At 37.7% G+C, this 19,234-nt stretch carries 15 protein-coding genes and 2 pseudogenes; 13 read left to right on the forward strand and 4 right to left on the reverse strand.

Going from position 1 to position 19,234, the window contains the following annotated elements; all coding sequences use genetic code 11:
* Positions 1-70: 70 nt before the first annotated feature.
* Positions 71-541: an App1 family protein gene (locus tag LZ575_RS23300; RefSeq protein ID WP_311195981.1), complete on the reverse strand. Its 471-nt coding sequence runs from the start codon at positions 539-541 to the stop codon at positions 71-73.
* Positions 538-1,035: a hypothetical protein gene (locus LZ575_RS23305; protein WP_311195982.1), complete on the reverse strand. Its 498-nt coding sequence runs from the start codon at positions 1,033-1,035 to the stop codon at positions 538-540. Before LZ575_RS23305 ends, LZ575_RS23300 begins: the two co-directional genes overlap by 4 nt.
* Before the next feature lie 63 nt (positions 1,036-1,098).
* Here LZ575_RS23305 and LZ575_RS05085 point away from each other — a divergent pair, with 63 nt between their 5' ends.
* The 12 genes and pseudogenes from LZ575_RS05085 to LZ575_RS05130 all read left to right on the forward strand — a co-directional run bounded on the left by LZ575_RS05085 (position 1,099) and on the right by LZ575_RS05130 (position 15,962).
* Positions 1,099-1,377, forward strand: coding sequence for a diacylglycerol kinase family protein (locus LZ575_RS05085; protein WP_235329523.1), 279 nt, complete (start codon positions 1,099-1,101; stop codon positions 1,375-1,377).
* A 19-nt stretch (positions 1,378-1,396) separates the two neighbouring features.
* On the forward strand, positions 1,397-1,981 hold the full coding sequence (locus LZ575_RS05090) for a diacylglycerol kinase family protein (RefSeq protein ID WP_235329525.1): 585 nt from the start codon (positions 1,397-1,399) through the stop codon (positions 1,979-1,981).
* 283 nt (positions 1,982-2,264) lie between these two features.
* Positions 2,265-4,589, forward strand: coding sequence for a SusC/RagA family TonB-linked outer membrane protein (locus tag LZ575_RS05095; RefSeq protein WP_311195983.1), 2,325 nt, complete (start codon positions 2,265-2,267; stop codon positions 4,587-4,589).
* Positions 4,590-4,680: 91 nt separating this feature from the next.
* Positions 4,681-5,346: a hypothetical protein gene (locus LZ575_RS23310; RefSeq protein ID WP_311195984.1), complete on the forward strand. Its 666-nt coding sequence runs from the start codon at positions 4,681-4,683 to the stop codon at positions 5,344-5,346.
* 11 nt (positions 5,347-5,357) lie between these two features.
* Positions 5,358-6,248 carry a RagB/SusD family nutrient uptake outer membrane protein gene (locus LZ575_RS05100; RefSeq protein ID WP_235329527.1) on the forward strand — a complete coding sequence of 297 codons (891 nt, stop codon included), beginning with the start codon at positions 5,358-5,360 and terminating at the stop codon, positions 6,246-6,248.
* A 104-nt stretch (positions 6,249-6,352) separates the two neighbouring features.
* Positions 6,353-6,958 carry a RagB/SusD family nutrient uptake outer membrane protein gene (locus LZ575_RS05105; RefSeq protein ID WP_235329529.1) on the forward strand — a complete coding sequence of 202 codons (606 nt, stop codon included), beginning with the start codon at positions 6,353-6,355 and terminating at the stop codon, positions 6,956-6,958.
* Between the two features lie 134 nt (positions 6,959-7,092).
* Positions 7,093-9,555: a VCBS repeat-containing protein gene (locus LZ575_RS05110; RefSeq protein WP_235329531.1), complete on the forward strand. Its 2,463-nt coding sequence runs from the start codon at positions 7,093-7,095 to the stop codon at positions 9,553-9,555.
* A complete protein-coding gene (locus tag LZ575_RS05115) occupies positions 9,542-10,453 on the forward strand; it encodes an FG-GAP and VCBS repeat-containing protein (RefSeq protein ID WP_235329533.1) in 912 nt (303 codons plus the stop codon). The genes LZ575_RS05110 and LZ575_RS05115 overlap by 14 nt, the downstream gene beginning before the upstream one ends.
* Positions 10,454-12,337 carry a CRTAC1 family protein gene (locus LZ575_RS23315; protein WP_311195985.1) on the forward strand — a complete coding sequence of 628 codons (1,884 nt, stop codon included), beginning with the start codon at positions 10,454-10,456 and terminating at the stop codon, positions 12,335-12,337. It begins immediately after the preceding gene.
* Positions 12,324-13,709, forward strand: a complete 1,386-nt coding sequence (locus LZ575_RS23320; protein WP_311195986.1) for a VCBS repeat-containing protein — start codon at positions 12,324-12,326, stop codon at positions 13,707-13,709. The genes LZ575_RS23315 and LZ575_RS23320 overlap by 14 nt, the downstream gene beginning before the upstream one ends.
* 1 nt (position 13,710) lies before the next feature.
* Positions 13,711-15,047 (forward strand): annotated as a pseudogene (locus LZ575_RS05125) (vanadium-dependent haloperoxidase).
* Positions 15,048-15,059: 12 nt separating this feature from the next.
* Positions 15,060-15,962: a GyrI-like domain-containing protein gene (locus LZ575_RS05130; protein WP_235329535.1), complete on the forward strand. Its 903-nt coding sequence runs from the start codon at positions 15,060-15,062 to the stop codon at positions 15,960-15,962.
* Between the two features lie 80 nt (positions 15,963-16,042).
* Here LZ575_RS05130 and LZ575_RS05135 read toward each other — a convergent pair whose 3' ends face one another.
* On the reverse strand, positions 16,043-16,684 hold the full coding sequence (locus tag LZ575_RS05135; protein ID WP_235329537.1) for a gluconate 2-dehydrogenase subunit 3 family protein: 642 nt from the start codon (positions 16,682-16,684) through the stop codon (positions 16,043-16,045).
* A gap of 10 nt (positions 16,685-16,694) precedes the next feature.
* Positions 16,695-18,399, reverse strand: a pseudogene (locus LZ575_RS05140) (GMC oxidoreductase).
* A gap of 152 nt (positions 18,400-18,551) precedes the next feature.
* Here LZ575_RS05140 and LZ575_RS05145 point away from each other — a divergent pair.
* A complete protein-coding gene (locus tag LZ575_RS05145; RefSeq protein WP_311195987.1) occupies positions 18,552-19,232 on the forward strand; it encodes a TIM barrel protein in 681 nt (226 codons plus the stop codon).
* Positions 19,233-19,234 lie beyond the last annotated feature (2 nt).

Genomic DNA, 19,234 nt, shown 5'->3' on the forward strand with positions numbered 1-19,234 from the left:
AAATTTGATAAGGAGGTGGCAAAGATAGACTCTTGCACCCAAAAATTTCTCTGTCTCTAATAGATTATAATCAAATTATACCTATATTCTTAGAATGCAGTAAAGCTTTGTCACTGCCTTTAAAGTAACAGGTAGAGACATTTAGACTTTCAATATTTTTAAGTACCGAATAAACTTTAATATTTTCCTTTCTTCCTGTTTGACGCAAATAAACAGCCTTTATATTCATTGGAAAAATCTTGCAAATCCTTTCATAAATAAAGGCATCTTTTTGAGAATCATCTCCCAACAATACATATTGCAAATGAGGATAAAAAGCAATTATGTCCTTAATCTTCTCAAATTTATGATCGTGACTGCCTCTTCCTGTCAATAGAAAATCTGAAATACTAGTTTTTATCTTTTTCAGTTTGATAACAGCTTTAGGCAAATTGTGCATTTTGGCGAAATCATTTATAAAACCATAAAGATTCCATTCACTGCTGGAGACGTAGAAAAATGAATTTGATGCTTCTTCACTATCCTGTCCAGAAATACTCAAATGCTGTAATGTTGTACAACATCGTCAAAGATCTTCCTTTTATTAATATTCTTGAGGAGCATAACATAAAGCTTTTTAAAAAAGCTGTTACTATGAGAAATGAGAAAAGTATCATCAATATCTGATATTATTCCCACTTTACCGGGAAAAGGCTTGAGGAGTTCTCCTGTTTCTATTATTCCAATATCATTTATTTTACAACTAACGCAGTATTCATGCCACCCGCTTTTTAGCTCCTCATTGAAGGGAATTTCAAATCGAAAATATCCATCATCTAATGTTTTAGTAGTAACTTCAATATTTTTAAATTCCAGTTTTACAGTGATGTTCTGGAGAGGTTTAATCCTAAACATATGAATGATTGAAAAGGCATGTTTAATACCGCGCCTGTCTGTCCTGTATTTGTCGGGAGCCCAGGATTCAAAAACATGTCCAAAAACTACTAATTGATTTTCATTTACGTAGCCCCTGTATAATTTTAAATCTAATTTCACCTTTGGTTTTTGTTAACTCACAATATTCTCCAAATTAATTAATTTTAAAGACAAATTGAAGAAATGGCAGACATAAAGAAGGTTTTGCTCGTGGTAAATCCAATTTCCGGAGCTGTAAATAAATCTGATTTGATAAAGGAGATAAAAAACGAAATAATTAAGAGAAATCTTACTCTATTTATTTTCGAGACCACAGGAGAAGAGGACACTTTTAATTTAAATAATAATATTGCAGAATTGCAGCCTGGTAGGATACTGGTAGTTGGAGGTGATGGTACTATAAAAATTGCTGCTGAAGCACTTAAAGGAAAGGATATTCCTATAGGCATCATACCTGCTTAGTTCTGCTAATGGACTGGCCGTGAATCTTAACCTGCCATCCAGTCCTCAGGAACAGATTGAAGTCGCACTTGATGCAAATGTAAAAGGCATGGATATCATTCTCATTAATGATGAGTATTGCCTGCACATGAGCGATTTCGGAGTAAATGCTGAGCTGATAAGGAAATACGAGCATTCAAAAATAAGAGGAAAGATAGGTTACTTCCTAAATTCCATTCCTACTCTTGTGCAGAGTAATTATCCTTTTCAGTTCCAAATTAAAGCCAATGGACAGGTACTTCAAAAAGAAGGAATTCTTTTGGCGATTGCAAATGCCAAATCCTATGGAACAGGTGCTACCGTTAATCCCAATGGAAAGATAGATGATGGCTTCTTTGAAATTTTAGTTTTTAAAAATTTTGATTTTCTGGAAATTCTTAAAACCCTGCGGAACGAGGTGGAACTTAATCCCGATTTTATTGAAATAATTTCTACTCAAAATGCCCGTATAAGTTGCAAAAACCCCGTTGCCTTTCAGGTAGATGGGGAGTATATAGGCAAAAGAAAATTCGTCGAGGTAAGTATTTTACCTCATAAAGTTAAGATAGCTTCTCCCCTGCAATAAAGTCTTATAAAATTATCAACACATTATTACCAAATATTTATCCACTATTCAACTTCCTCTTTAAATCTCCGGGAGACCTTGCAAATTCAAGCATTTTACAATTAAAAGGAAGCTTAGCTTCCTCTACTAAATTACTAAATTGTAAGAAAACACTCTATTTAATTGCACAATATTCATTACTCAAAGGTTTGAGATTTTTATTTAGTTTGAATCTTAGAGAAATTTTTCATTAAATTTAGTCTCTAGATTCGCTTACCAATTAATCATTGAAAAATTAATTTATATGAAAAACAATTATTTGAAGATCTGTTTCTTTCTTTTTGCTGTTTTCAGTTTTGGCTTCATTCAGGCTCAGGGAACAGTTTCGGGAACGGTAACAGATGGTACGATGCCAATACCAGGTGTAAACATCATTGTGCAGGGCACTACTAATGGTACAACTACCGATTTCGACGGAAACTATACTCTAAATAATGTACCGGATGATGCTGTACTTGTTTTTAGCTTTTTAGGTTATGGTAGTCAGGAAGTACTTGTAAATGGCAGGCAAACTATTAATGTAACCATGCAAGAAGATGCTGCAGCCTTAAGTGAGGTAGTGGTAATTGGTTACGGTCAAACTACAGTAAGAGATGCTACTAGCGCCGTAGCGACTGTAACTTCAGAAGATTTTAACCGTGGTGTGGTTGCATCACCAGAGGAGCTTATCCAGGGGAGAACAGCAGGTTTACAAGTAACTACTACCAGTGGAGAACCGGGTGGTGGAGTTAACATTAGAATTAGAGGTACTACTTCTGTTCGAGGTGGTAATGACCCACTATTTGTTGTTGATGGCGTACCATTATCAGGGGATGACGTATCTGCCGGGGGAGGCGATGTAGGTTTCGGTTCCAGCTCACCGAAAAACCCGCTTAACTTCCTTAACCCACAGGATATTGAGAGCATGAGTGTTCTTAAAGATGCTTCTGCTACCGCTATTTATGGTTCAAGGGGTGCAAATGGAGTTGTAATCATTACTACGAAATCAGGCCGCGGAATGGATGGCAGGTTTGATTATAGCACAAATCTTGGTGTAGCAACACAAGCAAATAAATATGATCTTCTAAATCGTGAGGAATGGCTGGAAGCATATGCTGAAACTGGTCTAGACCCCGAACCTTTAGATTATGGTGGGGATACAGACTGGCAGGATGAAATTACAAGAACTGCTTTCACACAAGAACACAATCTCGCCTACTCCAGTTCATACAACCAGGGTAATTACAGAGTATCCCTGGGATACTCTGACCTTATGGGGATTGTTGAAAACTCTTCAATGGAAAGATTATCCGGTAGATTAAATGTTAATCACAGAATGTTTGATGATAGACTAAAATTTAGCCTCCAAACTTCCATATCCCGAATAAATGATGAAAGAGCTCCTATCTCCAATAATGCAGGCTCTGAGGGGGATCTTTTAGGTGCTACTTATATGATTACTCCCACTTCTCCGTCAGATCCTGACTTCTACGAAGGACAGATAAATCCTAATGGTTTACTAAAATATACTCTGGATGAAACAGAAACTGACCGATTTTTAATCAACTTTTCCACGGATTATACAATTCTGGAAGGTTTATCTGCCAAGCTTAATCTTGGATACGATAAAGCCGATTCCTACAGAGGCTTCGGAATTTCGGGTGACGTTGTAGGGATAGGAAGCGCCGTTCCCGGAAATGGAAGAGCACAAATAAATGAAATCGAAAGTACTAACAAGTTAATGGAAATAACTTTAAACTACGAGCTGCCCTTTGAAAATTCTAAACTTGATGCTTTAGTTGGTTATTCATACCAGGAGTTTGATCGTAAAGGAATAAACGCTCAGGGTTGGGGTTTTCAGGACATGAATATGGGTACGATGATTAATAACCTCCAGGGTGCAAGAGATGTTCTTGAAGGTAATATTCAGGGTTCATACCAGCAGTACGGTTATGATACCAATGGCTTCTTTGTTAACAGACTATTTCCTGATATAGCTACTGATAGACCCACTGCCCCCACTGGATTAAATGTTAATGCAGTTGCAGGAGACACTTTTCATACTACAGATGAGTTACAATCCTTCTTCGGGAGACTAAATTATACTATTGCCGAAAAATACCTGTTCACCGCTACTTTAAGAGCAGATGGATCAACAAGGTTTGGAGGAAATAATAAATACGGTTATTTCCCCTCGGGTGCTTTTGCATGGCAATTAGGGGATGAGGATTTTATTCCAGAGACCTTTTCCACCCTAAAATTAAGGTTAGGGTATGGTGTTACTGGAAACCAGGAAATCCCATACAACCTTTATATCGCTCGTGAAAGGTTTGGTGGTATAGGAATAAGTGATGCGGGAACAGTAAATGTACCTGGTACAGGACAAATTACCTGGCCAAATGCCGACCTAAAATGGGAGACTACAACCCAATCGAACATTGGTTTAGATTTTGGGTTCATGAACGATCGATTAAGTGGTTCTTTGGACTTCTACCATAAATCAACTACCGATTTACTTTTCCAAACTTTTGAAGCACAACTAAGCAGCACAGGATTTTGTTTGGGAAAATCTGGATGCGAATGTTATTAATAAAGGAGTTGAATTCGCAATAGATTACAATATTATCCAGGAAGAGAACGTCTTCTGGAATTTAGGATTTAACATTGCTTATAATGATAACATGGTTGAAGATTTTGAGGGAGCAATTCAAACCGGAGGAATTAATGGGCAAGGACTAACGAACGCTTATGCCCAGTTATTGGCAGGTGGTCAACCTTTATTCTCCTATTATTTAAGAGAATTTGCCGGATTTGATGAAAATGGATTATCTGTTTACCCTAATGGAGACGAGCAACAATTTGTTGGTAAAAGTGCGTTACCTACCACCAATTTGGGTATATCCAGCCGGGTAGAATATGGCAACTGGGACCTATCTGCTTTTTTAACAGGTCAATTTGGATTTTGGGTGTATAATAACACTGAAAATGCCTTCTTTACAGCAGGATCTCTTGCCTCTGGTGCTAACGTAACCCGAAACGTAATTGGAAATGGAGAAGGTTTTGGTAATAATCCAGATGTTTCTACACGCTTTTTGGAAAAAGGGGACTTTTTAAGACTACAGAATGCTACGCTGGGATACAATTTTGAAATAGGGGAAGACAGTTTCTTAAATGCTTTTAGAATAAGCGTAACTGGGCAAAACCTGTTCCTGATCACCGATTATTCCGGACTCGATCCTGAAGTGAATACCGATAAATCCTTAAATGGAATTCCTACTGCAGGTATTGAATATACTTCATATCCAAGAGCGAGAACTGTAACTTTAGGATTGAACGTATCATTTTAAAAAAATATAACATGAAAAATAAATTCTTAAAAATAACTTTATTATTTGGGGCTGTACTTAGCTTTACAGCTTGTACTGACCTGGAACTTGAAGAAACCGATTCTGTTTTTCGGGAAGATTCAGGAGAAGGTTTTTCTGGAGTAAGTGATGTACCCTCGGCCCTGGCTAATAATTATAATGCTCTAAGAGATCAACTTAATACTCAGGAAAACCTTTATGCCCTACAGGAAGTGACATCTGATGAAATGGTTGTTCCTACAAGAGGAACAGATTGGGGAGATAATGGTTTATGGAGATCACTCCACCAACACACCTGGGATGCAAACCACCAGTTTTTATTAAATACCTGGAATAACCATAATAGGAACGTGTTCAATTTATCAGAAATTATTGCACCGGAAAGTAATGCTAATCCAGAACAACTAGCTCAGGCAAAGTTTTTAAGGGCGTTTAGCATGTATTGGATAATGGACCTCTTTGGCCAGGTTCCCTTTAGGGAAGTGGACGAAGGAGCCAATGTGGATCCTCGCGTAATGTCCAGAAGTGAAGCATTTGACTTTATTATGCAGGATCTTAATGATGCTCTTCCCAACCTGGCCAGTATAGGACCAGGACCAGAGGCTAACTTTGCAAGTAAAGCTTCAGCACATTATCTTATGGCTAAAATGTTCTTAAACAAGCACGTTTACACAGGAGGAGAACCCGCTACAGAAGATATGAACAGGGTAATTGAACGTGTAGATGCTATTAGAGATATGGGATTTGGTTTACAAAGCGGCTTTTTTGAAATATTTGAGCCTACAGTAGATTCAGAAACTATTTGGTTTACTAACACTGGAGTGGGTTCCAGGATCTGGAATGGTTTACACTATAACCAGGGTGCCGTAGGACAGGACGCCTAGGTGGGTGGAATGGATTTTCTACACTGGCTGAATTCTATGAACTTTTTGAAGGGCCAGCCGATACTAATCATCCCAACGTAGGCCAGGAAGAGCGAAGAGGTTTTGTGCCACTTGAAGGAACATCTGTAAGTGAAGCAGATGGGTTTTTTGAAGGTAATAACGACGCAGATGGAGATGGTTTAATTGACGGTTCAGATATTGGAATAGGATTTTTATATGGGCAGCAATATGAACTAGATGGAAGTGTAACGGTAGATAGAGGGTTAAATCCCTTGTTTTACACCAAAGAAATACCAGCTTTAGTGGGAAATCCTGATAATACAGGGATAAGAGTTTTGAAATATCATCCTTCAAATGGCGCTTATAGAGAACACATGGTTCTATTTAGATATGCCGATGCACATTTAATGAAAGCTGAAGCTATAATGAGAGGTGGGACGGCTAATGTCACTGCTCTTCAAATGATCAATGAATTACGGGAATTAAGAAGGGCTACTCCTTTGGCTTCTTTAACAGAGCAGGATATGCTTGATGAAAGAGGAAGAGAATTATATAATGAGATGTGGAGAAGACAGGATCTTATAAGATTTGGTCAATTTACAGATGAATGGGGTCTAAAACCTGAATCTGGTGATTTCAGGGTTTTATTTCCTATTCCAACTACTGCCATTCTTTCTAACCCCAATTTAGTACAGAACGAAGGGTATTAACTTTAAAATTTTTAAATTAAAGAGACTTAAGAAGTAACAGCTTATTAAGTCTCTTTTTTATTCTACCTCCATTAATTTCCATTAAATTGTAACATCAAAATGTTACGAAAATATTGATTTCCTTAAGTTTAAAAATGCAGAATCCTTTTCAACTAAAACTACCTCTCTCCCGGTTTTTTTGTCTTCTATCTTTTTTTGTCCTTCCCTTCTCCTGTTCAACGGATAAAAGAAAAACAGAAGTTACAACTGAGGATAAAACATATCTTTTTTCAAAATTGGAAGGTTCTTCTACTGGAATACAATTTAATAACAAGGTCAGGAATGAAAAGGACTTCAATATTTTTAAGTACAGGAATTTCTATAACGGCGCGGGAGTTGGAATAGGTGACATTAACAATGACGGCCTACCTGATGTTTATCTTACCTCCAACATGGAGGAGAATAAACTATACCTTAATAGAGGGAATTTCAAGTTTGAAGATATTACAACTTCATCTGGTACAGGAGGAAAAAGGTCCTGGTCAACTGGAGTAACCATGGTAGATATTAATAACGACGGTTACTTAGATATCTATGTAAGTAATGCGGGCAATATTGAAGGAGACGACCGTAGAAATGAACTATTCCTTAATAACGGAGACCTCACTTTTACCGAAGCAGCAGCCAGTTTTAATCTTGATGAAAATGGCTTTACTACACACGCAGCATTTTTTGATTATGACATGGACGGTGATCTTGACGTTTATATTCTCAACAACAGTTTTATTCCGGTTTCAAGTCTTGGATATGCTAATAAGCGGGACTTAAGAAGCGAGGACTGGAATTTGCCTGAGGTTCTCAAAGGTGGCGGTGATAAACTTTTGCGAAACGACAACGGAAAATTTAAAGATGTAAGTAAAGAAGCCGGGATTCACGGTAGTTTAATAGGCTTTGGCCTGGGAGTAACTATAGGAGATGTAAATAATGATCTATTACCGGACATTTATGTTTCTAATGATTTTTACGAACGGGATTACCTTTACATAAATACTGGAGACGGAAGCTTTAAAGAACAAATTAAAGATTACATTTCTCATTTAAGCCTTTCCTCGATGGGTGCTGACATGGCAGATATAAATAATGATGGATATCCCGAGATCTTTGTGACAGACATGCTTCCGGAAAATGATGAGAGACTAAAAAACACCAGTGATTTTGAAAGATATGATCTATATAAACGTAAGTTAGATAGTGATTTTTATCACCAGTACATGCAAAATACGCTGCAGTTAAATAATGCAAACAATAGTTTTTCTGAAATAGCCTTTCACAGTGGTGTTGCAGAAACTGACTGGAGCTGGGGTGCTCTCATTTTTGATATGGATAATGATGGTTATAAGGACATCTTTGTGAGCAACGGTATCTACCACGACCTCACAAATCAGGATTTTATGGACTTTTTTGCCAACGAAATTTTACAGGAGATGGTTCTTACTGGAAAAAAGAAAGAATTTGACTCTATTTTAAACCAAATGCCAAGTACTCCTATTCCAAATTATGCATTTAAAAATCAGGCAAATCTTTCCTTTGAGAAGGTTACTGAGAAATGGGGATTTAGCGAACCCAGCTTTTCTAATGGATCTGCTTATGGAGACCTGGATGGAGATGGAGATTTGGATCTCATTGTAAATAATGTAAATCAGGAATTGTTCGTTTACCGCAACAATTCAGAAAAGATGAATAATAATAACTACCTGAAGGTTAATTTAAAAGGAGAAGGAAAAAACACCTTCGCAATTGGAAGTCGTGTTAATCTATTTTATGATAACCAGGTAGTAAGCCAGGAATTGATTCCCACTCGTGGGTTTCAATCTTCCATTGATTATGCTCTTACTTTTGGAATTGGAGATGCAACTGCTGTAGATTCTCTCCAGGTAATATGGCCAAATAAAAAAACTCAGGTTGTAAAGGATATCAAAGCTAATCAGGTGTTGATGTTAAATCAAAAAGATGCCAATCGGGAATTTAAGGCTCCCTCCCCCACCGCTGAAACCCTTTTAACCGAAATTGAACATGCTCTTCCCTCCCACAAAGAAGATAATTATGTTGATTTTGATTACGAAGGTTTAATCTCACAAATGCTTTCTAAAGAAGGACCTGCTATTGCCGTGGCTGATGTAAATGGAGACGGCAATGAAGATCTGTTTTTGGGTGGTGCCCGTAATCAGGCAGGCGGAATTTACCTGCATAATAATTCAGGGAAATTTAGCGCAGTTAGTAATCCTGTTTTTCACACCGATATGCAGTATGAAGATATTGATGCAGTCTTTGCAGATGTAAACGGGGATGATAAACCGGATTTAATAGTGGTTTCCGGCGGAAATAACATCTATGCTGATAAGAGCCTTTTTAATACACGTATTTATAAAAATGAGGGATCTGGTAGGTTTGTAAAGTATACTGCCGACATTCCTTCCTCACAACACAATGCAGCTGTTGTTTTAGCACACGATTTTGATAATGACAGAGATATTGATCTCTTTATTGGGAGAAGAAGTGTTCCGGGAATTTACGGAATTAACCCAAACCATCAACTGTTAGAGAATGACGGTGCTTAATTTTACTGATGTTACAGAAGCAAAAGCTTTTGATCTAAAGGAAATTGGAATGATAACCGCAGCGGTTTGGCAGGACATAGATGGTGATGAAAAATCGGAGCTCATAATTACGGGGGACTGGATGGCTCCTAAGATTTTTAAAACCGGAAAAGATGGCATTGCTCCTTACAAAACCAATCTTGATAGACTCACGGGAGCATGGTCTGCCCTGGCTACGGCAGATGTGGATGGCAATGGCTATCCTGACTTAATACTTGGAAACAGAGGTACTAACTCTTTTTATCGCGCTAGTTCCGGAGAACCCGTAAAAATGTATGTGAATGATTTTGATAATAATGGGACAATTGAGCAAATCCTTACCAGGCCTATTGATGGAAGAGATATCCCGGTTCACCTAAGACGGGAAATTTCAGGGCAAATAGCTTCAGTTAAAAAGCAAAATTTGAAATTTTCTGAATATGCAAAAAAGTCAATTCAGGATCTTTTTTCAGAAGAAATCATTCAAAATTCAATTGTCAGGAATATTTCAACTTTTAAAAGTGTAATTGCATATAATAACGGAGATGGCACTTTCAAAATAGAAGAACTTCCTGTGGAAGTGCAACTTTCCAGCATTCATGCCATAGAAGTTATCACCACAGATGAAGGCCAACAACAAATTTTCCTTGCTGGAAATAATTTTAATTTTAAACCTCAGTACACCCGGCTCGATGCAAATCAGGGAATTATTCTCACACGTCAACCTGAGGGGTCTTTTAAAGTACTCAAGACAAGTGAAAGTGGGTTTAACATCAAAGGACAGGTACGGGCATTAAAATTACTGAAGAACAAAACTGGTGACAAATATATAATTGCGGGAGTGAATAACGAAGCCCCAAAATTGTTTAAACTGAATTGAATGAAACGAGTTATCTTCTATACATCGATTATATTCCTAATAAGTTGCTCCAGGGATAAAGAGGAGAATTATTTGTTTCAAACCCCGGGACCTGAGGCAACAGGAATTCATTTCACTAACGAACTTACTGAAACAAATGCGCTAAACATCCTTGACTACCTGTATTTTTATAATGGGGGCGGTATTGCAATAGGAGACATTAACAATGATGGTTTACAGGATATATATTTTACTGCCAATCAAACCGCGAACAAATTGTTTCTCAATCAGGGTAATTTAAAATTTGAAGACATAACAGAAACGGCAGGTGTTGGTGGAGAATCCTCCTGGAATACAAGCGTCACAATGGCTGACGTAAATGGGGATGGATATCTGGATTTATATGTGTGCGCAGTTGTCGGCATAAATGGGTTAAGGGGAAAGAATGAATTGTTTATAAACAATGGTGACAACACTTTTACAGAAAAGGGTGAAGAGTATGGCCTGGACTATAAAAACTATTCCTCAACTGCAGCATTTTTTGACTATGACAATGATGGGGATTTAGATATGTATCTTTTAAATCACGCTGTTCATACGGTGAACACCTACGGTCCTGCGGAAATTAGAAATAACCGAACTGCAGAGAGTGGAGATAAATTGTTGAGAAATGATTCCGGAAAATTTATAGATGTAAGTGAAGAAGCCGGAATTTACGGTGGTGCCAATGGTTATGGTCTTGGGCTCGCCACTGCAGATTTTAATAATGATGGTTTTACTGATATTTACGTGAGTAACGATTTTCACGAAGATGATTATTACTACATCAACAACGGCGACGGTACATTTTTTGAAATGCTTAAAGAAAAATTCAGTCATGTTAGCAGGTTCTCCATGGGTAATGACGTGGCAGATGTTAACAGTGATGGGTATTTGGATATACTTACTCTGGATATGCTTCCGGAAGATGAAAAAATCCTTAAAGCTTCTATGTCTGACGATCCTGTAGATTTATATAATATGAAGATCAACAGGTTTAATTATCATCACCAGTACACCCGCAATATGCTCCAGATAAACCGGGGAGGAGTTTATTTTCAGGAAATGGGTCTTTATAGTGGGCTTGCAGCTACTGACTGGAGCTGGAGCCCTCTTTTTGGAGATTATGATTTGGACGGTAGACAGGATGTATTTATTGCTACAGGTATTCCCAGAAGGCCTAATGACCTGGATTATATAAAATATGTGTCTAATGAGCAGATACAGAAGAAAATTAATAATACCAACCTGGTAGACCAAAAAGCATTGGATATGATGCCTTCAGGAAAGGTGCATAACTATGTTTTGCGTGGTGAGGAATTTCTAAAATTTTCAAACCAATCCGGCAACTGGTTTCCACGGGACTCCATCGTCTCTACAGGAGCTGCCTGGGGAGATCTGGACAATGACGGTGACCTCGATATCGTCACAAATAATATAAATCAACCTGCAAGCGTATATATTAACACAACAGCGGGAAATTCAGCTTATTTAAAGATAAAATTTCAATATACACCACCTAATAATTTTGGTTTTGGAACAAAAGCTTTTTCTTACCACCAGGGGAAAATGCAAACAAAACAATTATTCACAGCCCGTGGGTTCCAGTCATCCTCTGAACCTGTTATAAGTTTTGGTTATGGAGATGTACAAAAGGTGGATTCTTTAATAATAGTTTGGCCTGACAATACAACTGAAAAATTTCTAAATGTCGCGGTAAATCAAACCCTTATTTTATCTCCTTCTTCGGAAAGAGAAAATTTCCTGAATAATTTTCCGAAGAATTCACCCTGGTTTACTAAAGTAGATTCTCTTCCGGGACTCGATTACGAGCATAAGGAGAATAATTATATTGACTTTAACTAAGCAGAAGCTTATACCATACCAAGTTTCTGACAGAGGCCCGGCTGTGGAAGTTAGTGATCTTAATAACGATGGCATGGATGATATCTTCTTTGGAGGCTCCAAACATCAGCCAGCGAAGATTTTTTATCAAACCCAAAAAGGTTTTTTTGAAAGAGAAATTAAAGCTTTTAAACAGGATTCAGTTTCAGAAGATATTTCAGTCATTGCAGAAGATTTCAACAAAGATGGATCTACAGATCTTTTTGTCGTCTCTGGTGGAGGAGAATTTTCTGGAGAGAGTAGTCCTTTACAGGACCGATTGTACATAGGAAAAAATGGAACTTTTGAAAAAACAGAGCTTCCCTCCTATTTCGAAAATGGCTCCATAGTTAAGGCTGCAGATTTTGACAAGGATGGCGATGTAGATCTTTTTGTTGGAGGTGCCGCAGTTCCCAATGACTTCGGGCGTATTCCCCAATCTTTTCTTTTGATCAACAATAACGGCAGATTTACCATTGCGGATAATGATAACGTGAAAACATCTGGTATGGTAACAGATGCGGAATGGACTGATTTCGATGGAGACGGCTGGATTGATCTTATAGTAATAGGAGAATGGATGTCTCCAAAATTCTTCAGAAACAACAGGGGAAATCTTGAAGATGTAACTTCAGACTATTTAATGGAGGAATTAAGAGGCCTCTGGCAAACCATTATTCCTTTTGATATAAATGGTGATGGAAATATGGATTATCTACTTGGCAACTGGGGGTTAAATTCCAAATTTAGTGCAACTAAGGAATTTCCGTTAAAGATGTACTATTCCGATTTTGACGGGAATGGAAGTACAGAAACTATAACCACTTATGCAAGGGAGGGAAAGTATTATACGGTCGCGGGATTGGATGAACTGGTGGGTCAATTATCTTACCTCAGAAAAAAATTTCCTTCCTATAAAGATTTTGCAGGAAAATCTATTGAGGATATTTTCGATAAAGCACAGCTAAATAAATCAAACTTACTGGAAGTGAACACCTTATCTTCCGGATATTTGCTTAATTTCGGTGAAAAGTATACTTTTAAACCTTTTAAAGAGAACCTGCAGGTGGCCCCAATTACCTCCTTCCTGGCTGGAGATTTTAATAATGATGGAAAGGAAGAAGTGCTTATTGGTGGTAACTATTTTGGGGTCACGCCATATCACGGTAGGCTTAGTAGTTTGGCAGGAAACGTTATAGTAAATGAAAAAACAACTATTGAAGGAAATGCATTAGGATTAAATTTCACTCAAAAAGCAGTGAGGAATCTTAAATTAATTAATTTTCAGGGAGCCAAATATCTTATGGTTATCATAAACAATGACACTCCACAATTCTATAAGCTGGATAACTAACATGAAAAACTTATTATATACTCTAATATTCACGTTACTCCTGGGTAGTTGTTCAAAAGAAGTAAAACCTATTGAAATAACTGCTGAAGATTACCATGCTGCAGTCGATAGATTGACAAATATAATGGTTCATGATATCTTTTCACCTCCTGTCGCCAGCAGGATCTATGCCTATTCAAATGTTGCTGCTTACGAGATCATAGCAGCCAATAATGCCAATTTAAATTCTTTTTCCCATACCTATAAAGGATTTTCTTCAATTCCCAAAGCTGACTCTACAAAGCAGGTAAATTACAGATTAGCGGCTCTTATTGCCCAAATGGAAATAGGAAAACAACTCATTTTTTCTGAAAAAGAGATTAATATGTACCGTGACAGTCTCTATAACGTATGGACTTAGTTTGAATGAGCAGAATTTCGTCGACTCCCGAGACTATGGAATGCAGGTTGCAGAACATATGAAATCCTGGATTAATTCTGATAATTATAAGGAAACCCGTACCATGCCGAAATTCTCGGTCTACTCTGATGAACCTCACAGATGGCAGCCTACTCCTCCTCTGTATATGGATGGTATTGAACCTCATTGGGCAAAAATAAGAACGTTCGCCATAGACTCGGCTGCACAGTTCAGACCCAATACATATCCTGCATTTTCTCTTGAAGAAGGCTCAAAGTTCTATAATGAGCTAATGGAAGTGTACAATATAAGACGGGAGATGGACAAAGAAGGAGACGAATCTGAAGAAATTCAAATCGCACGTTTTTGGGACTGCAATCCTTATGTTTCTACTCAACGAGGTCATCTCATGTTCGCTACAAAAAAAATAACTCCCGGCGGGCACTGGATTGGTGTCACTAAAATTGCCAGTAGGAAAAAAGATCTGGATTTTGATAAAACCGTATATGCATATACAGCAACTTCTCTTGCAATAGCCGATGCTTTTATTAGCTGCTGGGAAGAGAAATACAGAAGTGAACTGATACGCCCGGAAACTCTTATTAACACTAACGTAGATGAAAACTGGGCCCCGGTACTTCAAACCCCACCATTTCCCGAATATCCAAGTGGACATTCGGTTGTTTCAGGAGCAGCTGCTACTGTTCTAACTCAATTGTTTGGCGAAGATTTTTCTTATGAAGATGATACCGAAGTACAATTTGGTTTACCGAGTAAGATCTTTTAAATCTTTCCACCAGGCTGCAAATGAAGCCGCTTTAAGCCGACTGTATGGGGGAATTCATTATCGTTCTGCAATAGAAGAAGGCCTTTCTCAAGGATTGAAACTGGGATCCTTTGTTGTAAAAGATCTGGAATTGAAACCCTTAAATATTTAATTTCTTATTTGAATGGTAAAAACCCTTACCCTGTGGACTTTAATCGTGGTCCTCAGCTTTATTACTGCCTGGTACTTTTTAATAAAAGAATATAATTATTCTATTAGCTTCAAAATTGATGAAACTCCCGGGGAAGTATACCAGCAGCTGTTGTATTATAAATACAATTTTTTGGAAGAAGCAAAATACACCCAAAAAACTCCTTTCAAGCAACTGGTTCAGCAGGTAAGCGTAAATGATCGTGACCTACAACTCACCTGGAATTTTATAAGAGAAAGTGACTCCTCCAGCCAGATTACTGCCCGTGTTAATTCCATTGAAAACAATTCGTTTGCCAGGCTTAAGTCATTATTTGGACAGGACGATGCCAAAAAAATAATTACTGAAGAAGTACAACAATTTCAAATCGCTTTAAACGAAGAAAAAGATTTATACGAAGTAAAAATTGAAGGGATTACAAGCTCACCTGCCGCAACCTGTGCCTGTATTAAATTTGAAAATGATGTAAAAAATAAAGCCACAGATATGATGAAAAATATAAAATATCTATCTGCCTATATCCAAAAAAATGAACTTGATATGACCGCCAGGCCAAGGATAAATGTCCTTCATTGGGATATAAAAAGTAATAGGATCAAATTTGAATTCTGCTTTCCTATTGATCCTGAAAATGCACCTGAAGAAACCCGCAGGATTTATCTGAAAAACCTACCTGCAAGAAAATCTCTTTTGGCTAAATATAATGGCAACTATATGTACTCACATCTTGCCTGGGTAAAATTACTGAGTTATGCTGAAAAGGAAAAAATTCCTGTTCTAAATGAACCTTTGGAAATATTTAATAATAATCCAGAAATGGGAGGTGATGCCAGATTGTGGGAAACTGAAATTTACTTACCTCTTGAATCTCTTTAATTTGTTACGGCAATTCCAAGTAAAAATGCCTCCGGAATAAAAATTCTCCGGAGGCATTTAGATTTTGCTGTCAATATCTATTATAAAGACATTGCTCTCCCGTTACTTAGTTCTTCAAGAGGGCCGCAGGCAATGTATTGCCCAGGGATTGGATCATACCATAATACGTTTTCCCCAACCTGTTCGCTGGTTTTCCAGGCCCATATTCCCATGTCTCTAACATTATTAACATAGGATCTTGATCCTTTAGTAAACGTTAGTTTATCTGCCGGATCATTATCCATAGGATCCTGAGTTTCGGTATTTCGCATATTAGCTTCCTCTTTGTCTTCTGAAGAAGTGAGAAACCTTGCAACCAACTTTTCGTATTCTTCAGGAGTTCCTTCTCCTAATTCCTTATCAAATTCATTTTTAAAAGCAGCTGAAAAATCTTCAGCTCCCTGTTTAAAAACCTTCTGCCTTTCCTCGTGTGCCACTTCGTTCATATAGGAATCAATAAACTGAGCCAGATTAAGGTCTCCGGCACCAGGAGTATCTGTTGTTGGCAAAATGACTTCCAAAATATTTTTTAGTGCAAATCCATTTGCAGCACTCAAAAAGCTTGGTTCCCAATCATAAGTGGGATCATTCTTGCAACTTTGAAGTAAACTCAAAGTTGAAGGGCCTACTACCATTATTCCCGCACCTAATCCTATATTTTTTAATGCTTGTCTTCTATTCATCTTAGATGTTTTATGCGTTGGACTTTTTAAAATTCTTAGAAGCATGATCTGCTGCTCTTGCTGTCATAGCCATATAGGTTAATGACGGATTCTGGCAGGCAGAAGAAGTCATAAAGGATCCATCGGTCACGTAAACGTTTGGCACTGCATGAACCTGGTTATTTCCATTGAGGACAGAAGTTTTAGGATCACGGCCCATTCTGGCAGTTCCCATTTCATGGATTCCCAATCCCGGAGCTCCAATATCATCATCGCGGGAAATATCCTTAAATCCTCCTTTTTCCAACATCGCTACCGCCTGCTCTACCATATCTTTTCGCATTTCCAATTCATTTTCTTTGAATTCGGCATCGAAGGTAACAGTTGGTAATCCCCATTCATCTAAATTATCATAATTAAGGGTCATTTTATTTTCGTGGTAAGGTAAAGTTTCACCAAATCCCATTAGTCCCATTTGCCAGCCACCTGGTTCTAAAATAGCATCTTTTAAAGCTTTACCATACCCTGCTTCAGCAACTATTTGTGACCAGTCTCCTCTACTTGCACCTCCCTGATAACCATAACCACGCTTAAAGCTTAGATTTTCATTATCAGAAAGATTTCTGAATCGTGGAAGATATATCCCGTTTGGTTTTCTTCCTTTATAATAGGAATCGTGGAAACCATCAAATTTACCTGTAGCACCAGCTTTAAAGTGGTGGTCCATAATATTATGGCCCAATTCGCCGCTGTCGTTACCCATTCCATCAGGAAATCTGTCAGATTTTGATTGCATCAAAATACTGGTAGATGCTATTGCAGAGGCACAAAGGAAAATAACATTGGCTTTAAATTCCAGGGTTTCTTTAGTTTCAGCATCAATAATTCTTACTCCTGTTGCTCTTTGAGTATTAGGATCATAAATTACTTCATGTACTACAGAATTGGGTCTTAAGGTCATATTACCTGTTCGTTCCGCAGCTTGTAAAGTTGAGGCATTGCTGCTAAAATAAGCTCCATAAGGACAACCTCTTATACATCGATTTCTGTATTGACAGGGAGATCTCCCTTCAAATTCCTGATTTCCGGTAATATGAGCCACCCTTCCCGAAGTTAAAACCCTTCCATCCTCAAAACTTTCGGCTATACTCTTTCTCAGGTGATCTTCCACACAGTTCAACTCCATGGGAGGAAGAAAGTTTCCGTCTGGTAATTGGTTTAAACCTAATTGTTCTCCACTAACACCAATGTAAGATTCAACATAATTGTACCATGGCGCAATATCTTTGTAGCGAATAGGCCAGTCTACAGCTATTCCATCTTTTTGATTTGCTGTAAAGTCAAGATCACTAAGGCGGTAACTGTGTCTACCCCACATAATAGATCTTCCACCAACATGATATCCACGCATCCAGTCAAATCGCTTAACCTCATTATATGGATGTTTGAGGTCATTAACAAACCAGTGACGGCTTGCTTCATTTACAGTATAACCTAGTTCTTGCCTGCTTATGTTGTTCTTTTTGCTCTTCTATAGAAACCTGCCCTTTATATTTGTAATCCCACGGGTCGTGGTACATTGTAGGATAATCTTCAATGTGTTTCACCATTCGTCCTCTTTCCAGAACCAACGTTTTAAAACCTTTTTCACATAGTTCTTTAGCAGCCCATCCACCGCTAATCCCTGTGCCTACAACGATTGCGTCATAGGTGTCATTTTCATAAAATTTGCTCACAATCTGGATTTTAATTTAGTTTTAAGAAAAAACTGTATTGTCAAATATATCAAAATAACTTAGTATTTCACAGGTTTAAAAAAAAGTCTACTTTTAAGATTCCAAAATTTTGCTCAATCCTTTTAGTAATAATTAACCTTAAAGCTTCTTTTATGAGATCCAAATTAACACAAAATTTAACCTTTTTAATTCTAACTCTCTTTCTCTCCGTAAGTATTATTTCGTGTAAAAATGAAGAAAAATCAGAAATCCAGGATGAGCAGGTAGTCAATGCAAATCCCAATGATAGTCTGTTTTTTAAAATTTCACTGGCACAGTGGTCACTAAGTAAACCTATAATGGAAGGGAAGATAGATCCCATGGATTTTGCACAAAAGGCCAATGAATTAGGTTTTACAGGAATTGAATACGTAAGTCAACTATACTCCCGCCAGTTGGAGGAAGGAGGAAATACTCCGGAAGCAATGCAAAAACTGCTTGACAGTCTAAAAAGTAAAAGCGAACAATATAATGTTGAGAACGTATTAATCATGGTAGACGGGGAAGGCGATCTTGCTTCTCCTGAGGAAGAAAAACGCAATCAGGCTGTAGAAAATCACAAGAAATGGGTAGATGCCGCAGAATTTTTAGGTGCTCATGCAATAAGGGTTAATCTTTTTGGAACAAATGATCCTGAGGAATGGAAAACAGCAGCTACTGACGGACTTCAGAAATTATCTGATTATGCGGCACAGAAGAACATTAATGTGCTTGTGGAGAACCACGGATATCTTTCCTCCAACGCTAAACTTCTAACCGAGGTAATGGAAAGCGTTGATCGTAAAAATGCTTAAGC

It is taken from the genome of Antarcticibacterium sp. 1MA-6-2, from assembly GCF_021535135.1.
Classification (GTDB): Bacteria; Bacteroidota; Bacteroidia; order Flavobacteriales; family Flavobacteriaceae; genus Gillisia.

Excerpts from the sequence above, each read along its gene's own strand:
- LZ575_RS05135 (WP_235329537.1), bottom strand. The coding sequence starts at position 16,684 with ATGAATAGAAGACAAGCATTAAAAAATATAGGATTAGGTGCGGGAATA.
- LZ575_RS05145 (WP_311195987.1), top strand. The coding sequence starts at position 18,552 with ATGAGATCCAAATTAACACAAAATTTAACCTTTTTAATTCTAACTCTC.
- LZ575_RS05085 (WP_235329523.1), top strand. The coding sequence starts at position 1,099 with ATGGCAGACATAAAGAAGGTTTTGCTCGTGGTAAATCCAATTTCCGGA.
- LZ575_RS23315 (WP_311195985.1), top strand. The coding sequence starts at position 10,454 with ATGAAACGAGTTATCTTCTATACATCGATTATATTCCTAATAAGTTGC.
- LZ575_RS05095 (WP_311195983.1), top strand. The coding sequence starts at position 2,265 with ATGAAAAACAATTATTTGAAGATCTGTTTCTTTCTTTTTGCTGTTTTC.
- LZ575_RS05100 (WP_235329527.1), top strand. The coding sequence starts at position 5,358 with ATGAAAAATAAATTCTTAAAAATAACTTTATTATTTGGGGCTGTACTT.
- LZ575_RS05115 (WP_235329533.1), top strand. The coding sequence starts at position 9,542 with ATGACGGTGCTTAATTTTACTGATGTTACAGAAGCAAAAGCTTTTGAT.
- LZ575_RS05110 (WP_235329531.1), top strand. The coding sequence starts at position 7,093 with ATGCAGAATCCTTTTCAACTAAAACTACCTCTCTCCCGGTTTTTTTGT.
- LZ575_RS05130 (WP_235329535.1), top strand. The coding sequence starts at position 15,060 with ATGGTAAAAACCCTTACCCTGTGGACTTTAATCGTGGTCCTCAGCTTT.
- LZ575_RS23310 (WP_311195984.1), top strand. The coding sequence starts at position 4,681 with ATGGTTGAAGATTTTGAGGGAGCAATTCAAACCGGAGGAATTAATGGG.